The following is a 17099-nucleotide window of genomic DNA, read 5'->3' as shown; positions in this document are numbered from 1 at the left end:
TGATGGCCACACCTTATCCTTCCAGCGGTTCGCTCCCTCCTGTGCGCAAGCGTCGTCTCCTGTTGCGCTGGTCTACCTGGCTGGTGACGGCTGCGGTGATCGGCTATGGCGTGGCCATCGCCATGCACTGGGACGACCGTGGCCTGCTGTGGCTGCAGGAGCGTTTCGAGTCGGTGAGCGAACAGCAGGCCAGTATCTGGCTGCCGGGCTATACGGTCGACATCGACGCCAAGGTGCTGCCGGGCATGGAGGACGACGAGGCCTCCGACCTGGCCTACGACCCAAAGCGCAAGACCCTGTTCGCCGTCATGGGCAAGAACCCGTTCCTGGTCGAGCTGACCCTGGACGGCGATGTGCTGCGCAAGCTGCCCCTTCACGGCTGGAGCAACCCCGAGGGGGTTGCGGTGCTGGCGGACGGGCGGTTGGCCATTGTCGACGAGCGTGATCACACCATGACGATCGTCAGCCTGGACGGCAGCACCCAGGCACTGAACATCAAGGATTTCACGCAATACGACCTGGGCCCTTCGGCCAATCAGAACAAGGCCTTCGAGGCGATTGCCTGGGACCCGCGCAACCAGCGCCTCGTGCTGGGCGAGGAGCGTCCGCCGCGGCTGTTCACCTGGCGCACCGACGGCCGTTCGCCGCTGACCGGCGACAAGCAGCCGCTGCCCAGTGACGAGCTGGACCTGCGCAACCTCTCGGCGCTGGGGGTCGACCCGCGTACCGGGCACATGCTGGTGCTGTCGGCCGACTCGAACATGCTGCTGGAGCTGGACGAGCGGGGCGAGCAGGTCAGCTTCATGACCCTGCTCGGCGGTTTCAACGGCCTGAAAAAGCGCATCCCTCGCGCCGAGGGCGTGGCCATGGACGACCAGGGCACCCTGTACATCGTCAGTGAGCCGAACCTGTTCTACCGCTTTCGCAAGCAGTGACTCCCGCATAGTGGCATTAAGCTTCGATTCAGTTGGCTATGGTTAGATGACGCCCGAACCCTGCCGAGTCTTCCCGAATGCGTCGTTACCTGCCCCTGGTCTTTCTTGTTTTCAGTCTGCTGGCCCTTGCCGCCCTGGGCGTGGCGGGGCAGCAGCACCGCGTGTTCGAGCGTGCCTGGTTCGACCTCAAGGCCTGGTGGCAGCCGGCCGAGCAGGGCATGGGGCTGAGCCGCTACCAGGTGGTGGTCGAGGCACGTCCGGTCGAGGGGCTGCAGGCGGATATTTCGGCGCTGACCTTCGACCCGGACCGCAACAGCCTGTACACGGTCACCAACAAGAACCCCGAGCTGATCGAGCTGTCGCTGGAGGGGCGCATCGTGCGGCGCATCCCCCTGACCGGTTTCGGCGACCCCGAGGCGGTGGAGTATGTGGGGCCGGGCAGTTTCGTGATCACCGACGAGCGCGAGCAGCGCCTGATCCGGGTGCATGTGGCGCCCGATACCGCGTTCCTGGATGCCAAGGATGCCGAGCAGCTTACCCTGGGCATCGGCCTGAACGGCAACAAGGGTTTCGAGGGGCTGGCCTACGACTCGGGCGGCAAGCGCCTGTTCGTGGCCAAGGAGCGCGACCCGATGCTGATCTACGAGGTGCACGGGTTTCCCCATGACAATCCGGAGCAGCCCTATGCGGTGCACGTGGTGCAGGACCGCAAGCGTGATTCGCGGTTGTTCGTGAGAGACCTGTCGAGCTTGCAGTTCGACGAGCGCAGCGGGCATCTGCTGGCCCTGTCGGACGAATCGCAACTGGTGCTGGAGCTGGACGTGAAGGGAAAGCCGATCAGCAGCCTGTCGCTGCGCAAGGGGTCTGCCGGGTTGAAGGCGAGCGTGCCGCAGGCCGAGGGGATTGCGCTGGACGATGCCGGGACGCTGTATGTGGTGAGCGAGCCGAACCTGTTCTACGTATTCAAGAAGACCGAGTAGGCTGTATTGCGGGTCAAGCCCGCTCCCACAAGATCACACCGAACCTGTGGGAGCGGGCTTGGCCCGCGATGAGCCGCCCCGCAAGCTTACCTGGTCAGGGTCTTCACGCCGTCCGCGGTCCCCAGCAGCAGCAGGTCCGCCGGGCGCGCCGCGAACAGGCCGTTGGTCACCACGCCCACGATCGCGTTGATCTGGGTTTCCAGCTCCACCGGGTTGGTGATCTGCAGGTTGAACACGTCCAGGATGATGTTGCCGTTGTCGGTCATCACGCCTTCGCGGTACACCGGGTCGCCGCCCAGTTTCACCAGCTGACGTGCCACATGGCTGCGCGCCATCGGGATCACCTCGACCGGCAGCGGGAAGGCGCCCAGTACCGGCACCAGCTTGCTCGCGTCGGCAATGCAGATGAAGGTCTTGGCCACGGCCGCGACGATCTTCTCGCGGGTCAGGGCTGCGCCACCGCCCTTGATCAGGTTCAGGCGCTCGTCGCTCTCGTCGGCACCGTCCACATAGAACTCCAGGTCGCTGACCGTGTTCAGCTCGTACACCGGAATGCCGTGGCCCTTCAGGCGTGCAGCCGTGGCCTCGGAGCTGGCGACCGCACCATCGAACGCACCCTTGTGCAGCGCCAGGGCGTCGATGAAGCAGTTGGCGGTCGAACCGGTGCCGACGCCGACGATGCTCTTGTCATCGAGCTTGGGCAGAATGAAATCGACAGCGGCCTGGGCGACAGCCTGTTTGAGTTGGTCCTGGGTCATGCGGGCTCCGGAGCGGGCAGGGGTATCGTGAGGGCGCGTAGTATAGCGGCTAAAACCACAGACTGGCTGTGGTCGCCCGACCGGGCGCTGCGGTAGACTCCGAGGCCCCGCCCAGCTGCCCAGTGATGCGCTCCCGATGCTCGAACAGTACGTCAAGAAGATCCTCACCTCGCGCGTCTATGACGTCGCCGTCGAAACCCCGCTGCAACCGGCCGGCCAGCTCAGCAAGCGCCTGGGCAACCACGTGCTGCTCAAGCGCGAAGACCTGCAGCCGGTGTTCTCGTTCAAGATCCGCGGCGCCTACAACAAGCTGGCGCAGTTGAGCGCCGAGGAACTGGCGCGGGGCGTGGTCACCGCCTCGGCCGGCAACCATGCCCAGGGCCTGGCGCTGGCCGCCCGTGAACTGGGGATCAAGGCCACCATCGTGATGCCCAAGACCACCCCCGAGATCAAGGTCGAAGGCGTGCGCTCGCGGGGCGCCAAGGTGGTGCTGCATGGCGATTCGTTCCCCGAGGCGCTGGCCTACTCGCTCAAGCTGGTGGACGAAAAGGGCTTCGTCTATATCCACCCCTATGACGACCCGCACACCATCGCCGGGCAGGGCACCGTGGCCATGGAGATCCTGCGCCAGCACCCCGGGCCGCTGGACGCGATCTTCGTGCCGGTGGGCGGCGGCGGCCTGATCGCCGGCATTGCCGCCTACGTCAAATACCTGCGCCCCGAGATCAAGGTGATCGGTGTCGAGCCGGACGACTCCAACTGCCTGCAGGCCGCCATGGCCGCCGGCGAGCGCGTGGTGCTGCCGCAGGTGGGCCTGTTCGCCGATGGCGTGGCGGTGGCGCAGATCGGCCAGCACACCTTCGACATCTGCAAGGATCATGTGGACGAGGTGATCACCGTCAGCACCGACGAGATCTGCGCGGCCATCAAGGACATCTACGACGATACCCGCTCGATCACCGAACCTGCCGGCGCGCTGGGCGTTGCCGGCATCAAGAAGTACGTTGAGCTGCGAGGTGTGACCGGGCAGACCCTGGTGGCCATCGACTCCGGTGCCAACGTGAACTTCGACCGCCTGCGCCATGTGGCCGAGCGCGCCGAACTGGGCGAGGGCCGCGAGGCGATCATCGCAGTGACCATCCCCGAACAGCCGGGCAGCTTCAAGGCGTTCTGCGAGGCCATCGGCAAGCGCCAGATCACCGAATTCAACTACCGCTACCACGCCGACGGCGAGGCGCACATCTTTGTCGGGGTGCAGACCCACCCCGACACCGACCCGCGCAGTGCCCTGCTGCACAGCCTGACCGCGCAGGGTTTTCCGGTGCTGGACCTGACCGACAACGAGCTGGCCAAGCTGCACATCCGCCACATGGTGGGCGGGCACGCTGCGCGGGTCAGCGACGAGCTGGTGCTGCGCTTCGAGTTCCCGGAGCGGCCGGGGGCGCTGTTCAACTTCCTCAACAAGCTGGGTGGGCGCTGGAACATCTCGATGTTCCACTACCGCAACCATGGCGCGGCCGATGGTCGCGTGGTCGCCGGGCTGCAGGTGCCGGATGATGAGCGCCACCTGGTGCCGGCGGCACTGGCCAAGATCGGCTACCCGTACTGGGATGAAACCGACAACCCGGCGTACCGCCTGTTTCTGGGCTGAGCGGCTACGCTGTTGGGCAACGCCTGAGGAATAAGAAGACATGGAATTGCTGACAAGCCTGAAAATCGCCCACGTGCTGGCCACGGTCGTGCTGCTGGGCAGTGCCCTGGGCCTGGCGCTGTGGGTCTGGCTGGCACGACGCAAGGGTGACGTGACTGCGCACACGCGCCTGTTGCAGCGGCCTTTGCTGTTCGTATGGTTGCTGATGGGCGTATGCCTGGTGAGCATGCCGTTCAGTGGCTGGTGGCTGGTGCACCTGATCGGCTGGCCATTGGGGCAGACCTGGGTGCTGGGCTCCAGCCTGATCTATACGGTGGGGGCGTTCTGCTGGTTCTGGCTGAGTGTGCGCCTTAACCGGCTGCGCACGGCGCCGGGCGCAGGCAACCCGAAGGTGACGCTGGGCCTGGCGGTGTTCTGCGCCGTGTGCTTCATCGCGATTGCCGGGCTGATGGGTGCAAAACCCGTCTGATGCCTTCGCCGGCAAGGCCGGCTCCTACACCCGTTGCGCTGTAGGAGCCGGCCTTGCCGGCGAATGGTCACACCTCAATCGCGCAGGCTGATCACCGGCCAGCCGCGTTTCTCGGCTTCGGCACGCAGGGTCGGGTCCGGGTTCACCGCCACCGGGTTGGCCACCTGCTCCAGCAGCGGCAGGTCGTTGATCGAGTCGCTATAGAAGTAGCTGTCGTCCAGGTTCAAGCCATTCTCTTCGAGCCAGCGGTTCAGGCGCGTCACCTTGCCTTCACGGAAGCACGGCACGTCGATGCTGCGCCCGCTGTAGCGACCGTCGACCATCTCGCACTCGGTGGCCAGCAAGGTCTCAACGCCCAGGCGCTGGGCAATCGGGCCGGTGATGAAGCGGTTGGTGGCGGTGATGATCACCAGCTTGTCGCCCGCGTCACGGTGCTTTTGCAGCAGCGCCAGGGCCTGGGGCAGGATGATAGGCTCGACGCAGTCGCGCATGAAGTCGCGGTGCCATTCGTCGAGTTGCGCCATTTCGGTCCTGGCCAGGATCTCCAGGGTGAATTCAAGGTACGCGCCCTGGTCCAGCTTGCCGGCCAGGTAGTCCTGGTAGAACGCATCGTTGCGGTTCTTGTAGGCGATGGGGTCGAGAATCCCGCGTTCGCACAGGTAATCGCCCCAGGTGTGGTCGCTGTCGCCACCCAGAAGCGTGTTGTCCAGATCGAATAAAGCCAGGCGCATCGAAGTCACTCGCATAACATCTGAAAAGGCCCACAGAATACGGACTTTTATCTGCTATGCACATAAGGTGGAGCGGCGCGTTGCTGGCGTTGCAAGCTTTGTGGAACAATGCGGCGACATGCGTTTGCGAGGTTGCTGCCGTGATCGACCCCGATGGTTTTCGCCCCAATGTCGGGATCATTCTGACCAATGATCTCGGGCAGGTGCTATGGGCTCGACGGATCAACCAGGATGCCTGGCAGTTTCCACAAGGCGGGATCAACCCCGAGGAAACGCCGGAAGACGCCCTGTACCGCGAGCTGAATGAAGAAGTGGGCCTGGAGCGGCAGGATGTTGAAATTCTTGCCTGCACCCGTGGCTGGTTGCGTTATCGTTTACCCCAACGCCTGGTGCGTACCCACAGCCAACCGCTGTGCATCGGCCAGAAACAGAAATGGTTCCTCCTGCGCCTGGTGTCCAACGAGCAGCGGGTGCGGATGGATTTGACCGGTAAACCGGAATTCGATGGGTGGCGCTGGGTCAGCTATTGGTATCCGTTGGGCCAGGTGGTGACATTCAAGCGCGAGGTTTACCGCCGCGCTCTCAAAGAGCTTGCCCCGCGCCTGCTGGCGCGCGACTGACGACGGAGTTCGACCCCGAGCCATGCTCAATACGCTGCGCAAGATCGTCCAGGAAGTTAACTCCGCCAAGGATCTCAAGACGGCGTTGGGGATCATTGTGTTACGCGTCAAAGAAGCCATGGGCAGCCAGGTGTGTTCCGTCTACCTGCTCGACCCGGATAGCAACCGCTTCGTGCTGATGGCCACCGAGGGCCTGAACAAGCGCTCCATCGGCAAGGTCAGCATGGCCCCCAACGAAGGCCTGGTGGGCCTGGTGGGTACCCGCGAAGAACCGCTGAACCTGGAAAACGCCGCCGATCACCCGCGTTATCGCTACTTTGCCGAAACCGGCGAAGAGCGCTTTGCCTCCTTCCTCGGTGCACCCATCATCCACCACCGCCGCGTGGTGGGCGTGCTGGTCATCCAGCAGAAGGAACGTCGCCAGTTCGACGAGGGCGAAGAAGCCTTCCTGGTCACCATGAGTGCGCAGCTGGCCGGGGTTATCGCCCATGCCGAGGCCACCGGCTCGATTCGCGGCCTGGGGCGCCAGGGCAAGGGTATCCAGGAAGCCAAGTTCGTCGGCGTGCCGGGCTCGCCTGGCGCGGCGGTGGGTACGGCGGTGGTGATGCTGCCGCCGGCCGACCTGGACGTGGTGCCGGACAAGACCGTCACCGACATCGACGCCGAACTCAAACTGTTCAACAACGCCCTCGAAGGCGTGCGCAGCGACATGCGCAACCTCTCGGCCAAGCTCGCTACCCAGCTGCGCCCCGAAGAGCGTGCGCTGTTCGACGTGTACCTGATGATGCTCGAAGACGTCGCCCTGGGCGGCGAGGTGGTGGAGGTCATCAAGACCGGCCAGTGGGCCCAGGGCGCCTTGCGCCAGGTGGTGGGCGAGCACGTCAACCGCTTCGAGCTGATGGACGACGCCTACCTGCGCGAGCGCGCCTCCGATGTCAAAGACCTGGGCCGGCGCCTGCTGGCCTACCTGCAGGAAGCCCGCCAGCTGACCCTGGTGTACCCCGACAACACCATCCTGATCAGCGAAGAACTGACCCCGGCCATGCTCGGTGAAGTACCCGAAGGCAAGCTGGTGGGGCTGGTGTCGGTTCTCGGCTCGGGCAACTCCCACGTCGCGATCCTGGCGCGTGCCATGGGCATCCCCACGGTGATGGGCCTGGTCGATCTGCCGTATTCGAAGGTCGACGGCATCCAGATGATCGTCGACGGCTACAAGGGCGACGTCTACACCAACCCCAGCGAAGTGCTGCGCAAGCACTACACCGAAGTGGTCGAGGAGGAGCGCCAGCTGGCCCAGGGCCTGGACGCCCTGCGCGAACTGCCGTGCGAGACGCTCGATGGCTATCGCATGCCGCTGTGGGTCAACACCGGGTTGCTGGCCGACGTGGCGCGGGCGCAGCAGCGCGGCGCCGAAGGGGTGGGGCTGTACCGTACCGAAGTGCCGTTCATGATCAACCAGCGCTTCCCCAGCGAAAAGGAGCAGCTGGCGATCTATCGCGAGCAACTGGCGGCCTTCCACCCGTTGCCGGTGACTATGCGCAGCCTGGACATCGGGGGTGACAAGGCGCTGTCGTACTTCCCGATCAAGGAGGACAACCCGTTCCTGGGTTGGCGCGGTATCCGCGTGACGCTGGACCACCCGGAGATCTTCCTGGTGCAGACCCGCGCCATGCTCAAGGCCAGCGAAGGCCTGAACAACCTGCGCATCCTGCTGCCGATGATCTCCGGGATACACGAACTGGAAGAGGCATTGCACCTGATCCACCGCGCCTGGGGCGAGGTGCGCGACGAAGGCACCGACGTGCCGATGCCGCCGGTGGGGGTCATGATCGAGATTCCGGCGGCGGTCTACCAGACCCGCGAGCTGGCGCGCATGGTCGACTTCCTGTCGGTGGGGTCCAACGACCTGACCCAGTACCTGCTGGCGGTCGACCGCAACAACCCGCGGGTGGCCGACCTCTATGACTACCTGCACCCTGCGGTGCTGCAGGCCTTGCAGCACGTGGTGACCGCGGCGCATGCCGAGGGCAAGCCGGTGAGCATCTGTGGCGAGATGGCTGGCGACCCGGCAGCGGCGGTGCTGCTGATGGCCATGGGCTTCGACAGCCTGTCGATGAACGCCACCAACCTGCCGAAAGTGAAATGGATGCTGCGTCAGATCAGCATGAGCAAATCCAGGGAATTGCTGGAGCAAGCTATGGGTATCGATAACCCGCAGGTTATCCACAGCTCGCTGCAACTGGCGCTGAAGAACCTGGGGTTGTCGCGGATGATCAATCCTGGGGCTTCCAAGACCCTGTGAAGCCGGGGCCGCTTCACGGCCCTTCGCGGGTCAAGCCCGCTCCCACAGAGATCTCACCGGTCTTGATGCTTGTGCTGTATCTGTGGGAGCGGGCTTGACCCGCGAAAGCGTCAAACCTGCAAGGTGACCTCGCCCAACTGCCCCCCAAACGGCCCGAAGCTGCGCTCCACCATCAACCTGCTGCCATCCGCCTCGACAATCAACACCGTACTCGCCCGCGTCCCGTAGTTTTGGCTGGCAATGAACACGCTCGACAGCAACCGCTCGGTCGCCAGCCCCACACCGGTCTGCGGCAGCTCGGCCTCTTCGGCCTGCTGCTCATCCCCCAGCAACGCCAGCAGCCGCTGTGGTCGCGGGTCCTGCAGCTGGTCTTCGAGCGCAGCCCGCATCTTCAGCAGTTTCGGCCACGGCGTATCCAGCCCGGCATTCGACAAGCCGTACACCCCCTCGGCCAGCAGCACCGGCGCCGCCTCCTGCGCATTCAGGTACCCCAGCTGCCCAGCGTCCCCTACCAGCAGGTTGAATCCCGAATACTGGCTGCTGCGGCTGGCCACATGGTCCAGGTAAGCCTCCACCCCCAGCTCGCCGCGCAGAAACCCCGCCACCAGCTCGCCGCGCGAGCGCGCACCCTGCGCCTGCTGCGGGTCCCGAATATTGGTCAGCGCCGCAAAGCGCCCGCCCGGTCCGACCCCCAGCCAGCTGCCGCCAGCCTCGAGGTCACGTCCGGCATACACCCCCGGCGCATCCTCCCACGCCCCCAGCGCCTGGCTGGGGCGGGCATAGAACTCGTCACGGTTGGCCGCGACGATCAGCGGCCGGGCATGCCCCGGGCGCCATGCAAAAGCAATCAGACACATAGGTTCGCTCCCAGTGTTTTCAGCCACTCTACCCACACTGGCGTTCGCTATCCATCGACTAAACGTGTCTTCACTAGAGCCACAGGCCCACCTTCCGTTACCATGCCGAACTGATTTTGGGGGTCGACAATGGAATTTGTGATCTATCTGGTGCTGGGCGCCTGTGCAGGTGTACTGGCCGGGCTGTTCGGCGTGGGCGGCGGCATCATCATCGTGCCGGTGCTGGTGCTGAGCTTCACCCTGCAGGGCTTCGACGCCTCGGTGCTGACCCACCTGGCAGTCGGCACGTCGCTGGCGACCATTGTCTTCACCTCGGTCAACGCCATCCTCGAGCACCACCGCCGTGGTGCGGTGCAGTGGCCGATCTTCGTGTGGATGACCGTGGGCATCCTGCTCGGCGCCGGGGTAGGGGCCAAGACCGCCTCGCTGATCCAGGGCCCGCACCTGCAGAAGATCATCGGCGTGTTCGCCCTGCTGGTGGCCGTGCAGATGGCCCTGGACCTCAAGCCCAAGGCCAGCCGCGGCGTACCCGGCAAGCTTGGCCTGACCGCCGCCGGCGGCGTGGTGGGCTGGGCCTCGGCGATCTTCGGCATCGGCGGCGGCTCGCTCACCGTGCCCTTCCTGACCTGGCGCAGCCTGCCCATGCAGCAGGCGGTGGCCACGTCCTCGGCCTGTGGTTTTCCGATTGCGGTGGCCAGTGCCCTGAGTTTCATCGTGCTGGGCTGGGACGAGGCGCACCTGCCGCCCAACAGCCTGGGCTTCGTGTATTTGCCGGCGCTGCTCGGGATTGCCCTGACCAGCATGTTCTTTGCCCGTTTCGGTGCGCGCCTGGCGCATAAACTGTCGCCACGCCTGCTCAAGCGGCTGTTCGCCGCACTGCTGTTCTGTGTAGGCCTGAGCTTTTTGCTTTAACGAGAGGAGTCACCATGCTGCCTTACCCGCAGATCGATCCCGTGGCACTGGCCATCGGGCCGCTGAAAATCCACTGGTACGGCCTGATGTACCTGATCGGCATCGGCGGCGCGTGGCTGCTGGCGTCGCGCCGGCTGCACCGCTTCGACCCCACCTGGAGCCGCGAGAAACTCTCCGACCTGGTGTTCTGGCTGTCCATGGGCGTGATCGTCGGCGGGCGCCTGGGCTACGTGCTGTTCTATGACCTGAGCGCGTACCTGGCCAACCCGACGCTGATCTTCGAGGTGTGGAAGGGCGGCATGTCGTTCCATGGCGGCTTCATCGGCGTGATGCTGGCGGCGCTGTGGTTCGGCAAGCGCAACAACAAGTCGTTCTTCGAGCTGATGGACTTCGTTGCGCCGCTGGTGCCGATCGGCCTGGGTGCCGGGCGCATCGGCAACTTCATCAACGCCGAGCTGTGGGGCAAGGCCACCGACGTGCCATGGGCCATGGTGTTCCCGCCGTTCAGCGACCCGGCGCAATTGCCGCGTCACCCGTCGCAGCTGTACCAGTTCGCCCTGGAAGGTGTGGCACTATTCCTGATTCTGTGGCTGTACTCGCGCAAACCGCGCCCGACCATGGCGGTTTCCGGGATGTTCGCGCTGTTCTACGGCATCTTCCGCTTCATCGTCGAGTTCGTGCGCGTGCCGGATGCGCAGCTGGGTTACCTGGCCTTCGGCTGGCTGACCATGGGTCAGGTGCTGTGCGTGCCGATGATCGTCGCCGGTATCGCGCTGATCTGGCTGGCCTACCGCCGCGCGCCGAGTGCCAAGGGCGCGGCGCTTTAATTTTCCCGGCAGGGGCCTGGCCCCTGCCGGTATCGAGACAGGTAAGACATGAAGCAATATCTAGAGCTGGTGCGTGATGTGATCGAGAACGGCACCCTGCAGGGCAACCGTACCGGCGTGCGCACCATCAGCCTGCCGGGCGCCATGCTGCGTTTCGACCTGCAGAAGGGTTTCCCGGCCATCACCACCCGCCGTCTGGCGTTCAAGTCGGCGATCGGCGAAATGGTGGGCTTTCTGCGTGGCGTGAAGAACGCCGGCGAATTCCGTGAACTGGGCTGCAAGGTCTGGGACCAGAACGCCAACGAGAACGCCCAGTGGCTGGCCAACCCCTTCCGCCAGGGGCATGACGACCTGGGCGAGATCTACGGCGTGCAATGGCGCCAGTGGCCGGCCTACAAGCGCATCCCGCTGAGCAACCCGGCGGCCATCGAGCTGGCGCAGAGCAATGGCTTCGTGAAGATTGCCGAGGCAGAAGAAGAGGGCGAGGCGTTCGTGGTGCTGTACAAGGCCATCGACCAGATTCGCCAGTGCATCGACACCATCCACAACGACCCGGGCAGCCGCCGCATCCTGTTCCATGGCTGGAACTGTGCGCAGTTGGACGAGATGGCGTTGCCGCCGTGCCACCTGCTTTATCAGTTTCACCCGAACGTGGAGACCAAGGAGATTTCCCTGACCCTCTACATCCGCTCCAACGACCTGGGCCTGGGCACGCCGTTCAACCTCACCGAAGGCGCCGCGCTGCTGTCGCTGGTGGGCCGCCTGACCGGCTACACGCCGCGCTGGTTCACCTACTTCATCGGTGATGCGCACGTGTACGAGAACCACCTGGACATGCTCACCGAACAGCTCAAGCGCGAGCCGCTGGCGGCGCCCAAGCTGGTGATCTCCGACCGCGTGCCTGAGTATGCCAAGACTGGTGTGTATGAGCCTGAGTGGCTGGAGAAGATCGAGCCGAGCGACTTCAGCCTGGAAGGCTACGAGCACCATGCACCGATGACGGCGCCGATGGCGGTCTAAGCGCGCCATACCGCTTCGCCAGCAAGGCTGGCTCCTACAAGGATCACCGCGATCCCCTGTAGGAGCCAGCCTTGCTGGCGAAAGGGCCCTCAGTCAGTGCCCATGGCTGCGCCCCACATGCGAATGCTCCGCCTCCGGGGCTGTCACCGCACCGTTCACCTCCAGATGCTGCAGAATCGAGCACTGCGTTTCCTGCGCCCGGCAATGCTGGCGCAACTCCAGCAACTGCCCCTGCAATGCCACCAACCCGTCGATGCGCGCCTTCACGTGCTGGATATGCTCGTCGATCAGCGCATTCACGCTTTCGCACTGGTCCTCCGGGCTGTCGCGTAGGCGCAGCAGGCTGCGGATCTCTTCCAGGGTCATGTCCAACGTGCGGCAGTTGCGGATGAAGGTCAGCCGCTCCACGTGCGCCTGGGTATACAGCCGGTAGTTGCCCTCGCTGCGCGCAGGCTCTGGCAAGAGGCTTTCACGCTCGTAGTAGCGAATGGTTTCCACCGGGCAGTCGGTGGCCCTGGCCAGCTCTCCGATCTTCATCTGCAAAATACCTCGGTTGGTTGCTTGACCCTATAGTGGCTACAGGGTGTTCACTTGGCAACAGGACCTTTAGGGATGAACCACATGAACCAGCCTGTCAGCCCCGACCACGTCGGCCACGCGCATGATCACAAGCATGAACATAGCCACGATCATGCCCACGACCACGCGGACCACGACCACGCCAGCCCCGCGCCTGCCGCGCCTGCCCACGGCAGCTGCTGCTCCGGCGCCGCCGCACCGGCCCTGGTGCAGCTGCGTGAAACCACCAGCAGCGATGCGCGGCTGAGCCGCTTCCGGATCGAGGCCATGGACTGCCCGACCGAGCAGACCCTGATCCAGAACAAGCTGGGCAAGCTCGACGGCGTCGAGCAGCTGGAATTCAACCTGATCAACCGTATCCTCGGCGTCATGCATACCCACCCCGACACCCGCGGCATCGAGCAGGCGATCACCTCGCTGGGCATGCACGCCGAACCGCTCGACGATGCGGGCGAGGCCGGCAGCGACGCAGTGGCTGCGCCGAAGAAACCCTGGTGGCCGCTGGCGCTGTCCGGTGTCGCCGCACTCGCCGCCGAGATCGTCCACTTTACCAATGCCGCCCCGGAATGGGCCGTGGCCCTGCTGGCGCTGGCGGCCATCCTCGGCTGCGGCCTGGGCACCTACAAGAAGGGCTGGATTGCCCTGAAGAACCGCAACCTGAACATCAACGCACTGATGAGCATCGCCGTGACCGGCGCCGTGCTGATCGGCCAGTGGCCGGAAGCGGCCATGGTGATGGTGCTGTTCACCTTGGCCGAACTGATCGAGGCGCGCTCGCTGGACCGTGCACGCAACGCCATCGGCGGCCTGATGCAACTGGCCCCGGACCTGGCCACCGTGCGCCAAGCCAACGGCCAATGGCAGGAGGTCGACGTGCGCCAGGTGGCCCTTGGCGCCACCGTGCGCGTGCGCCCAGGCGAACGTATCGGCCTGGACGGCGAAGTGCTGCAAGGCCAGTCCAGCATCGACCAGGCGCCGATCACCGGCGAAAGCCTGCCGGTGGAGAAGGGCCCCGGCGACAAGGTGTTCGCCGGCACCATCAACCAGTCTGGTGCGCTGGAGTACCGAGTGACCGCCGCCGCCGGCCAGTCGACCCTGGCCCGCATCATCAAGGCCGTGGAGCAAGCCCAGGGCGCCCGTGCCCCGACCCAGCGCTTCGTTGACCAGTTCTCGCGCATCTACACCCCGGTGGTGTTCGTGCTGGCACTGGCGGTGGCCGTGGTGGCACCGCTGTTCTTCGGCGGCCTGTGGTTCGACTGGATCTACCGTGCGCTGGTGCTGCTGGTGGTGGCGTGCCCGTGCGCGCTGGTGATTTCGACCCCGGTGACCATCGTCAGCGGCCTGGCCGCCGCAGCGCGCAAGGGCATCCTGATCAAGGGCGGCGTGTACCTGGAGGGCGGGCGCAAGCTCAGCTTCCTGGCGCTGGACAAGACCGGCACCATCACCCACGGCAAACCGGTGCAAACCGACTACCGCGTGCTCGATGCGCGCTTCGAAGGCCGCGCCCAGCACATCGCCGCGAGCCTGGGCGCTCGTTCCGATCACCCGGTGTCGATGGCCATCGCACAGCAGTACGCCGATCAGCCGCTGGCCGAGGTCAGCGAGTTCCAGGCCCTGATGGGCCGTGGCGTGGGCGGCAAGATCGACGGCGTGCTGTACCACCTGGGCAACCATCGCCTGGTCGAGGAACTGGGCCTGTGCTCGCCCGAACTGGAAGCCCAGCTCGATGAGCTGGAGCGCCAGGGCAAGACCGTGGTGCTGCTGCTCGACGCCTCCGGCCCGCTGGCGCTGTTCGCCGTGGCCGATACGGTCAAGGAAAGCAGCCGCGAGGCGATTGCGCAGTTGCATGCACTGGGTATCAAGACCGTCATGCTCACCGGCGACAATCCGCACACCGCCGAGGCCATCGCCGCGCAGGTGGGCATCGATGAGGCTCGCGGCAACCTGCTGCCGGCCGACAAGCTCAAGGCCATCGAAGACCTGTACGCCCAGGGCCATCGGGTCGGCATGGTCGGCGACGGCATCAACGATGCCCCGGCGCTGGCGCGCGCCGAGATCGGGTTTGCCATGGCGGCGGCCGGTACCGACACCGCCATCGAAACCGCAGACGTGGCACTGATGGATGACGACTTGCGCAAAATCCCGGCGTTCGTCAGGCTCTCGCGGCAAAGCGCGGCGATCCTGGTGCAGAACATCGTTCTGGCCCTGGGCATCAAGGCGATCTTCCTGGCGATCACCTTCACCGGCATGGCGACCTTGTGGATGGCGGTGTTCGCCGACATGGGCGTGAGCTTGCTGGTGGTATTCAACGGCTTGCGCCTGCTCAGAAAGTAAGAGGCGGTATGTTGAGTTCCGAGTTGAAGGCGTTCTACATGGTGGCCCGCCTGGGCAGCATTACTCTGGCGGCGAAGAAACTCGGGCTCAGCCAGCCGACGGTGACCACGCAGATCCGCAACCTGGAGGCCCAGTATGGGGTCGAGCTGTTCTTTCGCGGCGGTCGCCGCCTGACCCTGAGCGACGACGGCACGCGGCTGATGCCGATGGTCAAGGCGCTGATGCAGCAGGAGTCGGATATCGAGTTCTTCCTGCGCAACAGCGGCCAGGGGCAGGGTGGCCTGCGCATTGCGGCCACCGCGCCGTACTACATTCTCGACCTGGTGAAGATCTTCCGCGAGCGCCTGCCGCAGGTGGAGCTGTCGGTGGAGATCGGCAACTCGCAGCAGGTGCTGGAGTGGCTGGAGGATTACCGCGTGGACATGGCCGCCTCGTCACAGCTGGTGGAGGATGCGCGGCTGGTGCGGCGGGTGCTGGGCGTCGACCCGCTGGTGGTGGCAGTGCACCGCAACCATCCCCTGGCCTCGCGTGAGGCGGTGCCGCTGAGTGCGCTGGGCGGGCATTGCCTGCTGATGCGCGAACAGGGCTCGACCACGCGCCGGCTCACCGAGCAGATGCTCGACGAGGCGGGGGTTAAGGTGGGCTCGCTGCTGGAGATCGGCAGCCGCGAATCGATCCGCGAGGCGGTGCTGCGCAACATCGGCATCAGCATCATCGCCCGCCACGAGGTGCCGCATAACCCGGAGCTGAAGGTGCTGGCGCTGGAGGGTGCGCCGGTGATGCATGAGTACCTGTACTGCCTCAAGGAACGGCGCCAGGCGCGGTTGCCTGCTGCCTTTCTCGGCCTGGCCCAGGAAGTATCGGCGTCTGGTCCATAGCCATCGCGGGTCAAGCCCGCTCCCACAAGATCGTTGTGGGAGCGGGCTTGACCCGCGATGGGCTGCGCAGCAGCCCTACAAAATCTGCCTATACCACTATCATCCGCTTTTGCCCCACCGCCACAGAACCTTCGCATTGCCCGCCTAGCATGGCCCTCACTCGTTCAGTGAGGTCCCGGCATGAACAACGCACTCGCAACCCCCGGCGCACAGATGAAAGTGCGCGGCATCCACAAACGCTTCGGCGCCTTCACCGCGCTGCACGACGTGTCCCTGGACATCGCCGCCGGCGAACTGGTGTGCCTGCTCGGCCCTTCCGGCTGCGGCAAGACCACCCTGCTGCGCTGCATCGCCGGGCTCGAACGCCAGGACCGTGGCACCCTCTACATCGGTGACCGCGACATTTCCGAGCTGCCGCCCCAGGCCCGCGACTACGGCATTCTGTTCCAGTCCTACGCGCTGTTCCCCAACCTCACCGTCGAAGCCAACATCGCCTACGGCCTGACCGCCAGCAGCCGCGACGAATCCCGTCAGCGCGTGGCCGACATGCTCGACCTGGTCGGCCTGCGCGGCAGCGAGAAGAAGTACCCCGGCCAGCTCTCCGGCGGCCAGCAACAACGTGTGGCCCTGGCCCGCGCACTCGCCCCGGCACCCTCCTTGCTGCTGCTCGACGAACCCATGTCGGCCCTCGATGCCCGCGTGCGCGACCACCTGTGCAGCGAGCTGCGTCAGTTGCAACGCCAGCTTGGCATCACCACCCTGATGGTCACCCACAACCAGGACGAGGCCATGCTCATGGCCGACCGCATTGCGGTGATGAACAACGGCCAGGTCGAGCAGTACGACACCCCGCAGGCCATCTACGACAAGCCGGCCACGCCGTTCGTGGCCGAGTTCGTCGGCCAGGGCAACTGGCTGCCATTCCAGCAGCGCAGCGACAGCCATGCCCAGGTGGGTGACATGAACCTGCGCCTGGCCCCCGGTGCGGGCGCGGCCAACAGTGGCCGGTTGTTCTGCCGCCCCGAGGCGATCAGCGTCAACCCGCCGGTGCATGAAGAAAACCTGTTCCCGGCCCGCGTGCGGGAAATCACCTTCCTCGGCAATCGCTGCCGCATGAGTTTCGAGTTCAACCAACTGCCCGGCCACGCACTCACCGCCGAGGTGGCGCCCGAATCGATGCCGCGCCTGGGCTCGCAGGATATCTGGGTGGCCTTGCCGCCGCGCAGCCTGCAGGTGTTTGCCTGAC

16 protein-coding genes are annotated in these 17099 nt (G+C 65.3%); 12 read left to right on the top strand and 4 right to left on the bottom strand.

What is annotated here, in order from left to right:
- Positions 1-2 precede the first annotated feature (2 nt).
- Together FW760_RS06240 and FW760_RS06235 are read left to right on the top strand one after the other, a co-directional pair.
- Positions 3-935 carry an SdiA-regulated domain-containing protein gene (locus FW760_RS06240; protein ID WP_446443705.1) on the top strand — a complete coding sequence of 311 codons (933 nt, stop codon included), beginning with the start codon at positions 3-5 and terminating at the stop codon, positions 933-935.
- A gap of 77 nt (positions 936-1012) precedes the next feature.
- Positions 1013-1915, top strand: coding sequence for an SdiA-regulated domain-containing protein (locus FW760_RS06235; protein WP_088514631.1), 903 nt, complete (start codon positions 1013-1015; stop codon positions 1913-1915).
- Between the two features lie 86 nt (positions 1916-2001).
- On the opposite strand, the gene rpiA is transcribed toward FW760_RS06235, so the two are convergent.
- On the bottom strand, positions 2002-2673 hold the full coding sequence (rpiA, locus tag FW760_RS06230) for a ribose-5-phosphate isomerase RpiA (protein WP_236176465.1): 672 nt from the start codon (positions 2671-2673) through the stop codon (positions 2002-2004).
- Positions 2674-2809: 136 nt separating this feature from the next.
- On the opposite strand from rpiA, the gene ilvA reads away from it, so the two are divergent.
- Both ilvA and FW760_RS06220 read left to right on the top strand, forming a co-directional pair.
- Positions 2810-4324, top strand: coding sequence for a threonine ammonia-lyase, biosynthetic (gene ilvA, locus FW760_RS06225; RefSeq protein WP_054915520.1), 1515 nt, complete (start codon positions 2810-2812; stop codon positions 4322-4324).
- Between the two features lie 40 nt (positions 4325-4364).
- Positions 4365-4793 carry a DUF2269 family protein gene (locus FW760_RS06220; RefSeq protein WP_043863447.1) on the top strand — a complete coding sequence of 143 codons (429 nt, stop codon included), beginning with the start codon at positions 4365-4367 and terminating at the stop codon, positions 4791-4793.
- A 74-nt stretch (positions 4794-4867) separates the two neighbouring features.
- On the opposite strand, the gene FW760_RS06215 is transcribed toward FW760_RS06220, so the two are convergent.
- Positions 4868-5524: a histidinol-phosphatase gene (locus FW760_RS06215; RefSeq protein ID WP_446443704.1), complete on the bottom strand. Its 657-nt coding sequence runs from the start codon at positions 5522-5524 to the stop codon at positions 4868-4870.
- A gap of 140 nt (positions 5525-5664) precedes the next feature.
- On the opposite strand from FW760_RS06215, the gene FW760_RS06210 reads away from it, so the two are divergent.
- Positions 5665-6144 carry an RNA pyrophosphohydrolase gene (locus tag FW760_RS06210; protein ID WP_043863449.1) on the top strand — a complete coding sequence of 160 codons (480 nt, stop codon included), beginning with the start codon at positions 5665-5667 and terminating at the stop codon, positions 6142-6144.
- 22 nt (positions 6145-6166) lie between these two features.
- Positions 6167-8446: a phosphoenolpyruvate--protein phosphotransferase gene (ptsP, locus tag FW760_RS06205; RefSeq protein ID WP_446443703.1), complete on the top strand. Its 2280-nt coding sequence runs from the start codon at positions 6167-6169 to the stop codon at positions 8444-8446.
- Between the two features lie 110 nt (positions 8447-8556).
- Here the strand turns inward: ptsP and FW760_RS06200 are convergent, their stop codons facing one another.
- Entirely contained in the window at positions 8557-9303 is a 747-nt protein-coding gene (locus FW760_RS06200; RefSeq protein ID WP_116052393.1) for an NRDE family protein, read from the bottom strand.
- Positions 9304-9432: 129 nt separating this feature from the next.
- On the opposite strand from FW760_RS06200, the gene FW760_RS06195 reads away from it, so the two are divergent.
- From FW760_RS06195 to FW760_RS06185, 3 genes are read left to right on the top strand one after another with little or no spacing between them, the layout of a single operon-like run.
- Positions 9433-10215 (top strand): sulfite exporter TauE/SafE family protein, encoded by a 783-nt coding sequence (locus FW760_RS06195; protein ID WP_043863452.1) that lies wholly within the window; start codon positions 9433-9435, stop codon positions 10213-10215.
- 14 nt (positions 10216-10229) lie between these two features.
- Complete coding sequence (gene lgt / locus FW760_RS06190) at positions 10230-11042, top strand: prolipoprotein diacylglyceryl transferase (protein WP_088514634.1); 813 nt, start codon at positions 10230-10232, stop codon at positions 11040-11042.
- 48 nt (positions 11043-11090) lie between these two features.
- Positions 11091-12062, top strand: a complete 972-nt coding sequence (locus FW760_RS06185; RefSeq protein ID WP_043863454.1) for a thymidylate synthase — start codon at positions 11091-11093, stop codon at positions 12060-12062.
- Between the two features lie 93 nt (positions 12063-12155).
- Here the strand turns inward: FW760_RS06185 and cadR are convergent, their stop codons facing one another.
- Positions 12156-12599 (bottom strand): Cd(II)/Pb(II)-responsive transcriptional regulator, encoded by a 444-nt coding sequence (gene cadR, locus FW760_RS06180; protein WP_043863455.1) that lies wholly within the window; start codon positions 12597-12599, stop codon positions 12156-12158.
- An 84-nt stretch (positions 12600-12683) separates the two neighbouring features.
- Between cadR and FW760_RS06175 the strand changes: the two genes are divergently transcribed.
- The 3 genes from FW760_RS06175 to FW760_RS06165 all read left to right on the top strand — a co-directional run bounded on the left by FW760_RS06175 (position 12684) and on the right by FW760_RS06165 (position 17098).
- Positions 12684-14975: a heavy metal translocating P-type ATPase gene (locus FW760_RS06175; protein WP_446443702.1), complete on the top strand. Its 2292-nt coding sequence runs from the start codon at positions 12684-12686 to the stop codon at positions 14973-14975.
- 8 nt (positions 14976-14983) lie between these two features.
- Positions 14984-15853, top strand: a complete 870-nt coding sequence (locus tag FW760_RS06170) for a LysR family transcriptional regulator (protein WP_043863456.1) — start codon at positions 14984-14986, stop codon at positions 15851-15853.
- A gap of 180 nt (positions 15854-16033) precedes the next feature.
- Positions 16034-17098 carry a putative 2-aminoethylphosphonate ABC transporter ATP-binding protein gene (locus FW760_RS06165; RefSeq protein WP_058541770.1) on the top strand — a complete coding sequence of 355 codons (1065 nt, stop codon included), beginning with the start codon at positions 16034-16036 and terminating at the stop codon, positions 17096-17098.
- Position 17099: the final 1 nt, after the last annotated feature.

Source organism: Pseudomonas sp. 1176_21 (genome assembly GCF_052850635.1).
Note: the sequence above shows the minus strand (reverse complement) of the source record. Positions and strands in the feature narration are given on the sequence as shown.

Excerpts from the sequence above, each read along its gene's own strand:
- FW760_RS06240 (WP_446443705.1), top strand. The coding sequence starts at position 3 with ATGGCCACACCTTATCCTTCCAGCGGTTCGCTCCCTCCTGTGCGCAAG.
- FW760_RS06235 (WP_088514631.1), top strand. The coding sequence starts at position 1,013 with ATGCGTCGTTACCTGCCCCTGGTCTTTCTTGTTTTCAGTCTGCTGGCC.
- rpiA (WP_236176465.1), bottom strand. The coding sequence starts at position 2,673 with ATGACCCAGGACCAACTCAAACAGGCTGTCGCCCAGGCCGCTGTCGAT.
- ilvA (WP_054915520.1), top strand. The coding sequence starts at position 2,810 with ATGCTCGAACAGTACGTCAAGAAGATCCTCACCTCGCGCGTCTATGAC.
- FW760_RS06220 (WP_043863447.1), top strand. The coding sequence starts at position 4,365 with ATGGAATTGCTGACAAGCCTGAAAATCGCCCACGTGCTGGCCACGGTC.
- FW760_RS06215 (WP_446443704.1), bottom strand. The coding sequence starts at position 5,524 with ATGCGCCTGGCTTTATTCGATCTGGACAACACGCTTCTGGGTGGCGAC.
- ptsP (WP_446443703.1), top strand. The coding sequence starts at position 6,167 with ATGCTCAATACGCTGCGCAAGATCGTCCAGGAAGTTAACTCCGCCAAG.
- FW760_RS06200 (WP_116052393.1), bottom strand. The coding sequence starts at position 9,303 with ATGTGTCTGATTGCTTTTGCATGGCGCCCGGGGCATGCCCGGCCGCTG.
- FW760_RS06195 (WP_043863452.1), top strand. The coding sequence starts at position 9,433 with ATGGAATTTGTGATCTATCTGGTGCTGGGCGCCTGTGCAGGTGTACTG.
- lgt (WP_088514634.1), top strand. The coding sequence starts at position 10,230 with ATGCTGCCTTACCCGCAGATCGATCCCGTGGCACTGGCCATCGGGCCG.
- FW760_RS06185 (WP_043863454.1), top strand. The coding sequence starts at position 11,091 with ATGAAGCAATATCTAGAGCTGGTGCGTGATGTGATCGAGAACGGCACC.
- cadR (WP_043863455.1), bottom strand. The coding sequence starts at position 12,599 with ATGAAGATCGGAGAGCTGGCCAGGGCCACCGACTGCCCGGTGGAAACC.
- FW760_RS06175 (WP_446443702.1), top strand. The coding sequence starts at position 12,684 with ATGAACCAGCCTGTCAGCCCCGACCACGTCGGCCACGCGCATGATCAC.
- FW760_RS06170 (WP_043863456.1), top strand. The coding sequence starts at position 14,984 with ATGTTGAGTTCCGAGTTGAAGGCGTTCTACATGGTGGCCCGCCTGGGC.
- FW760_RS06165 (WP_058541770.1), top strand. The coding sequence starts at position 16,034 with ATGAACAACGCACTCGCAACCCCCGGCGCACAGATGAAAGTGCGCGGC.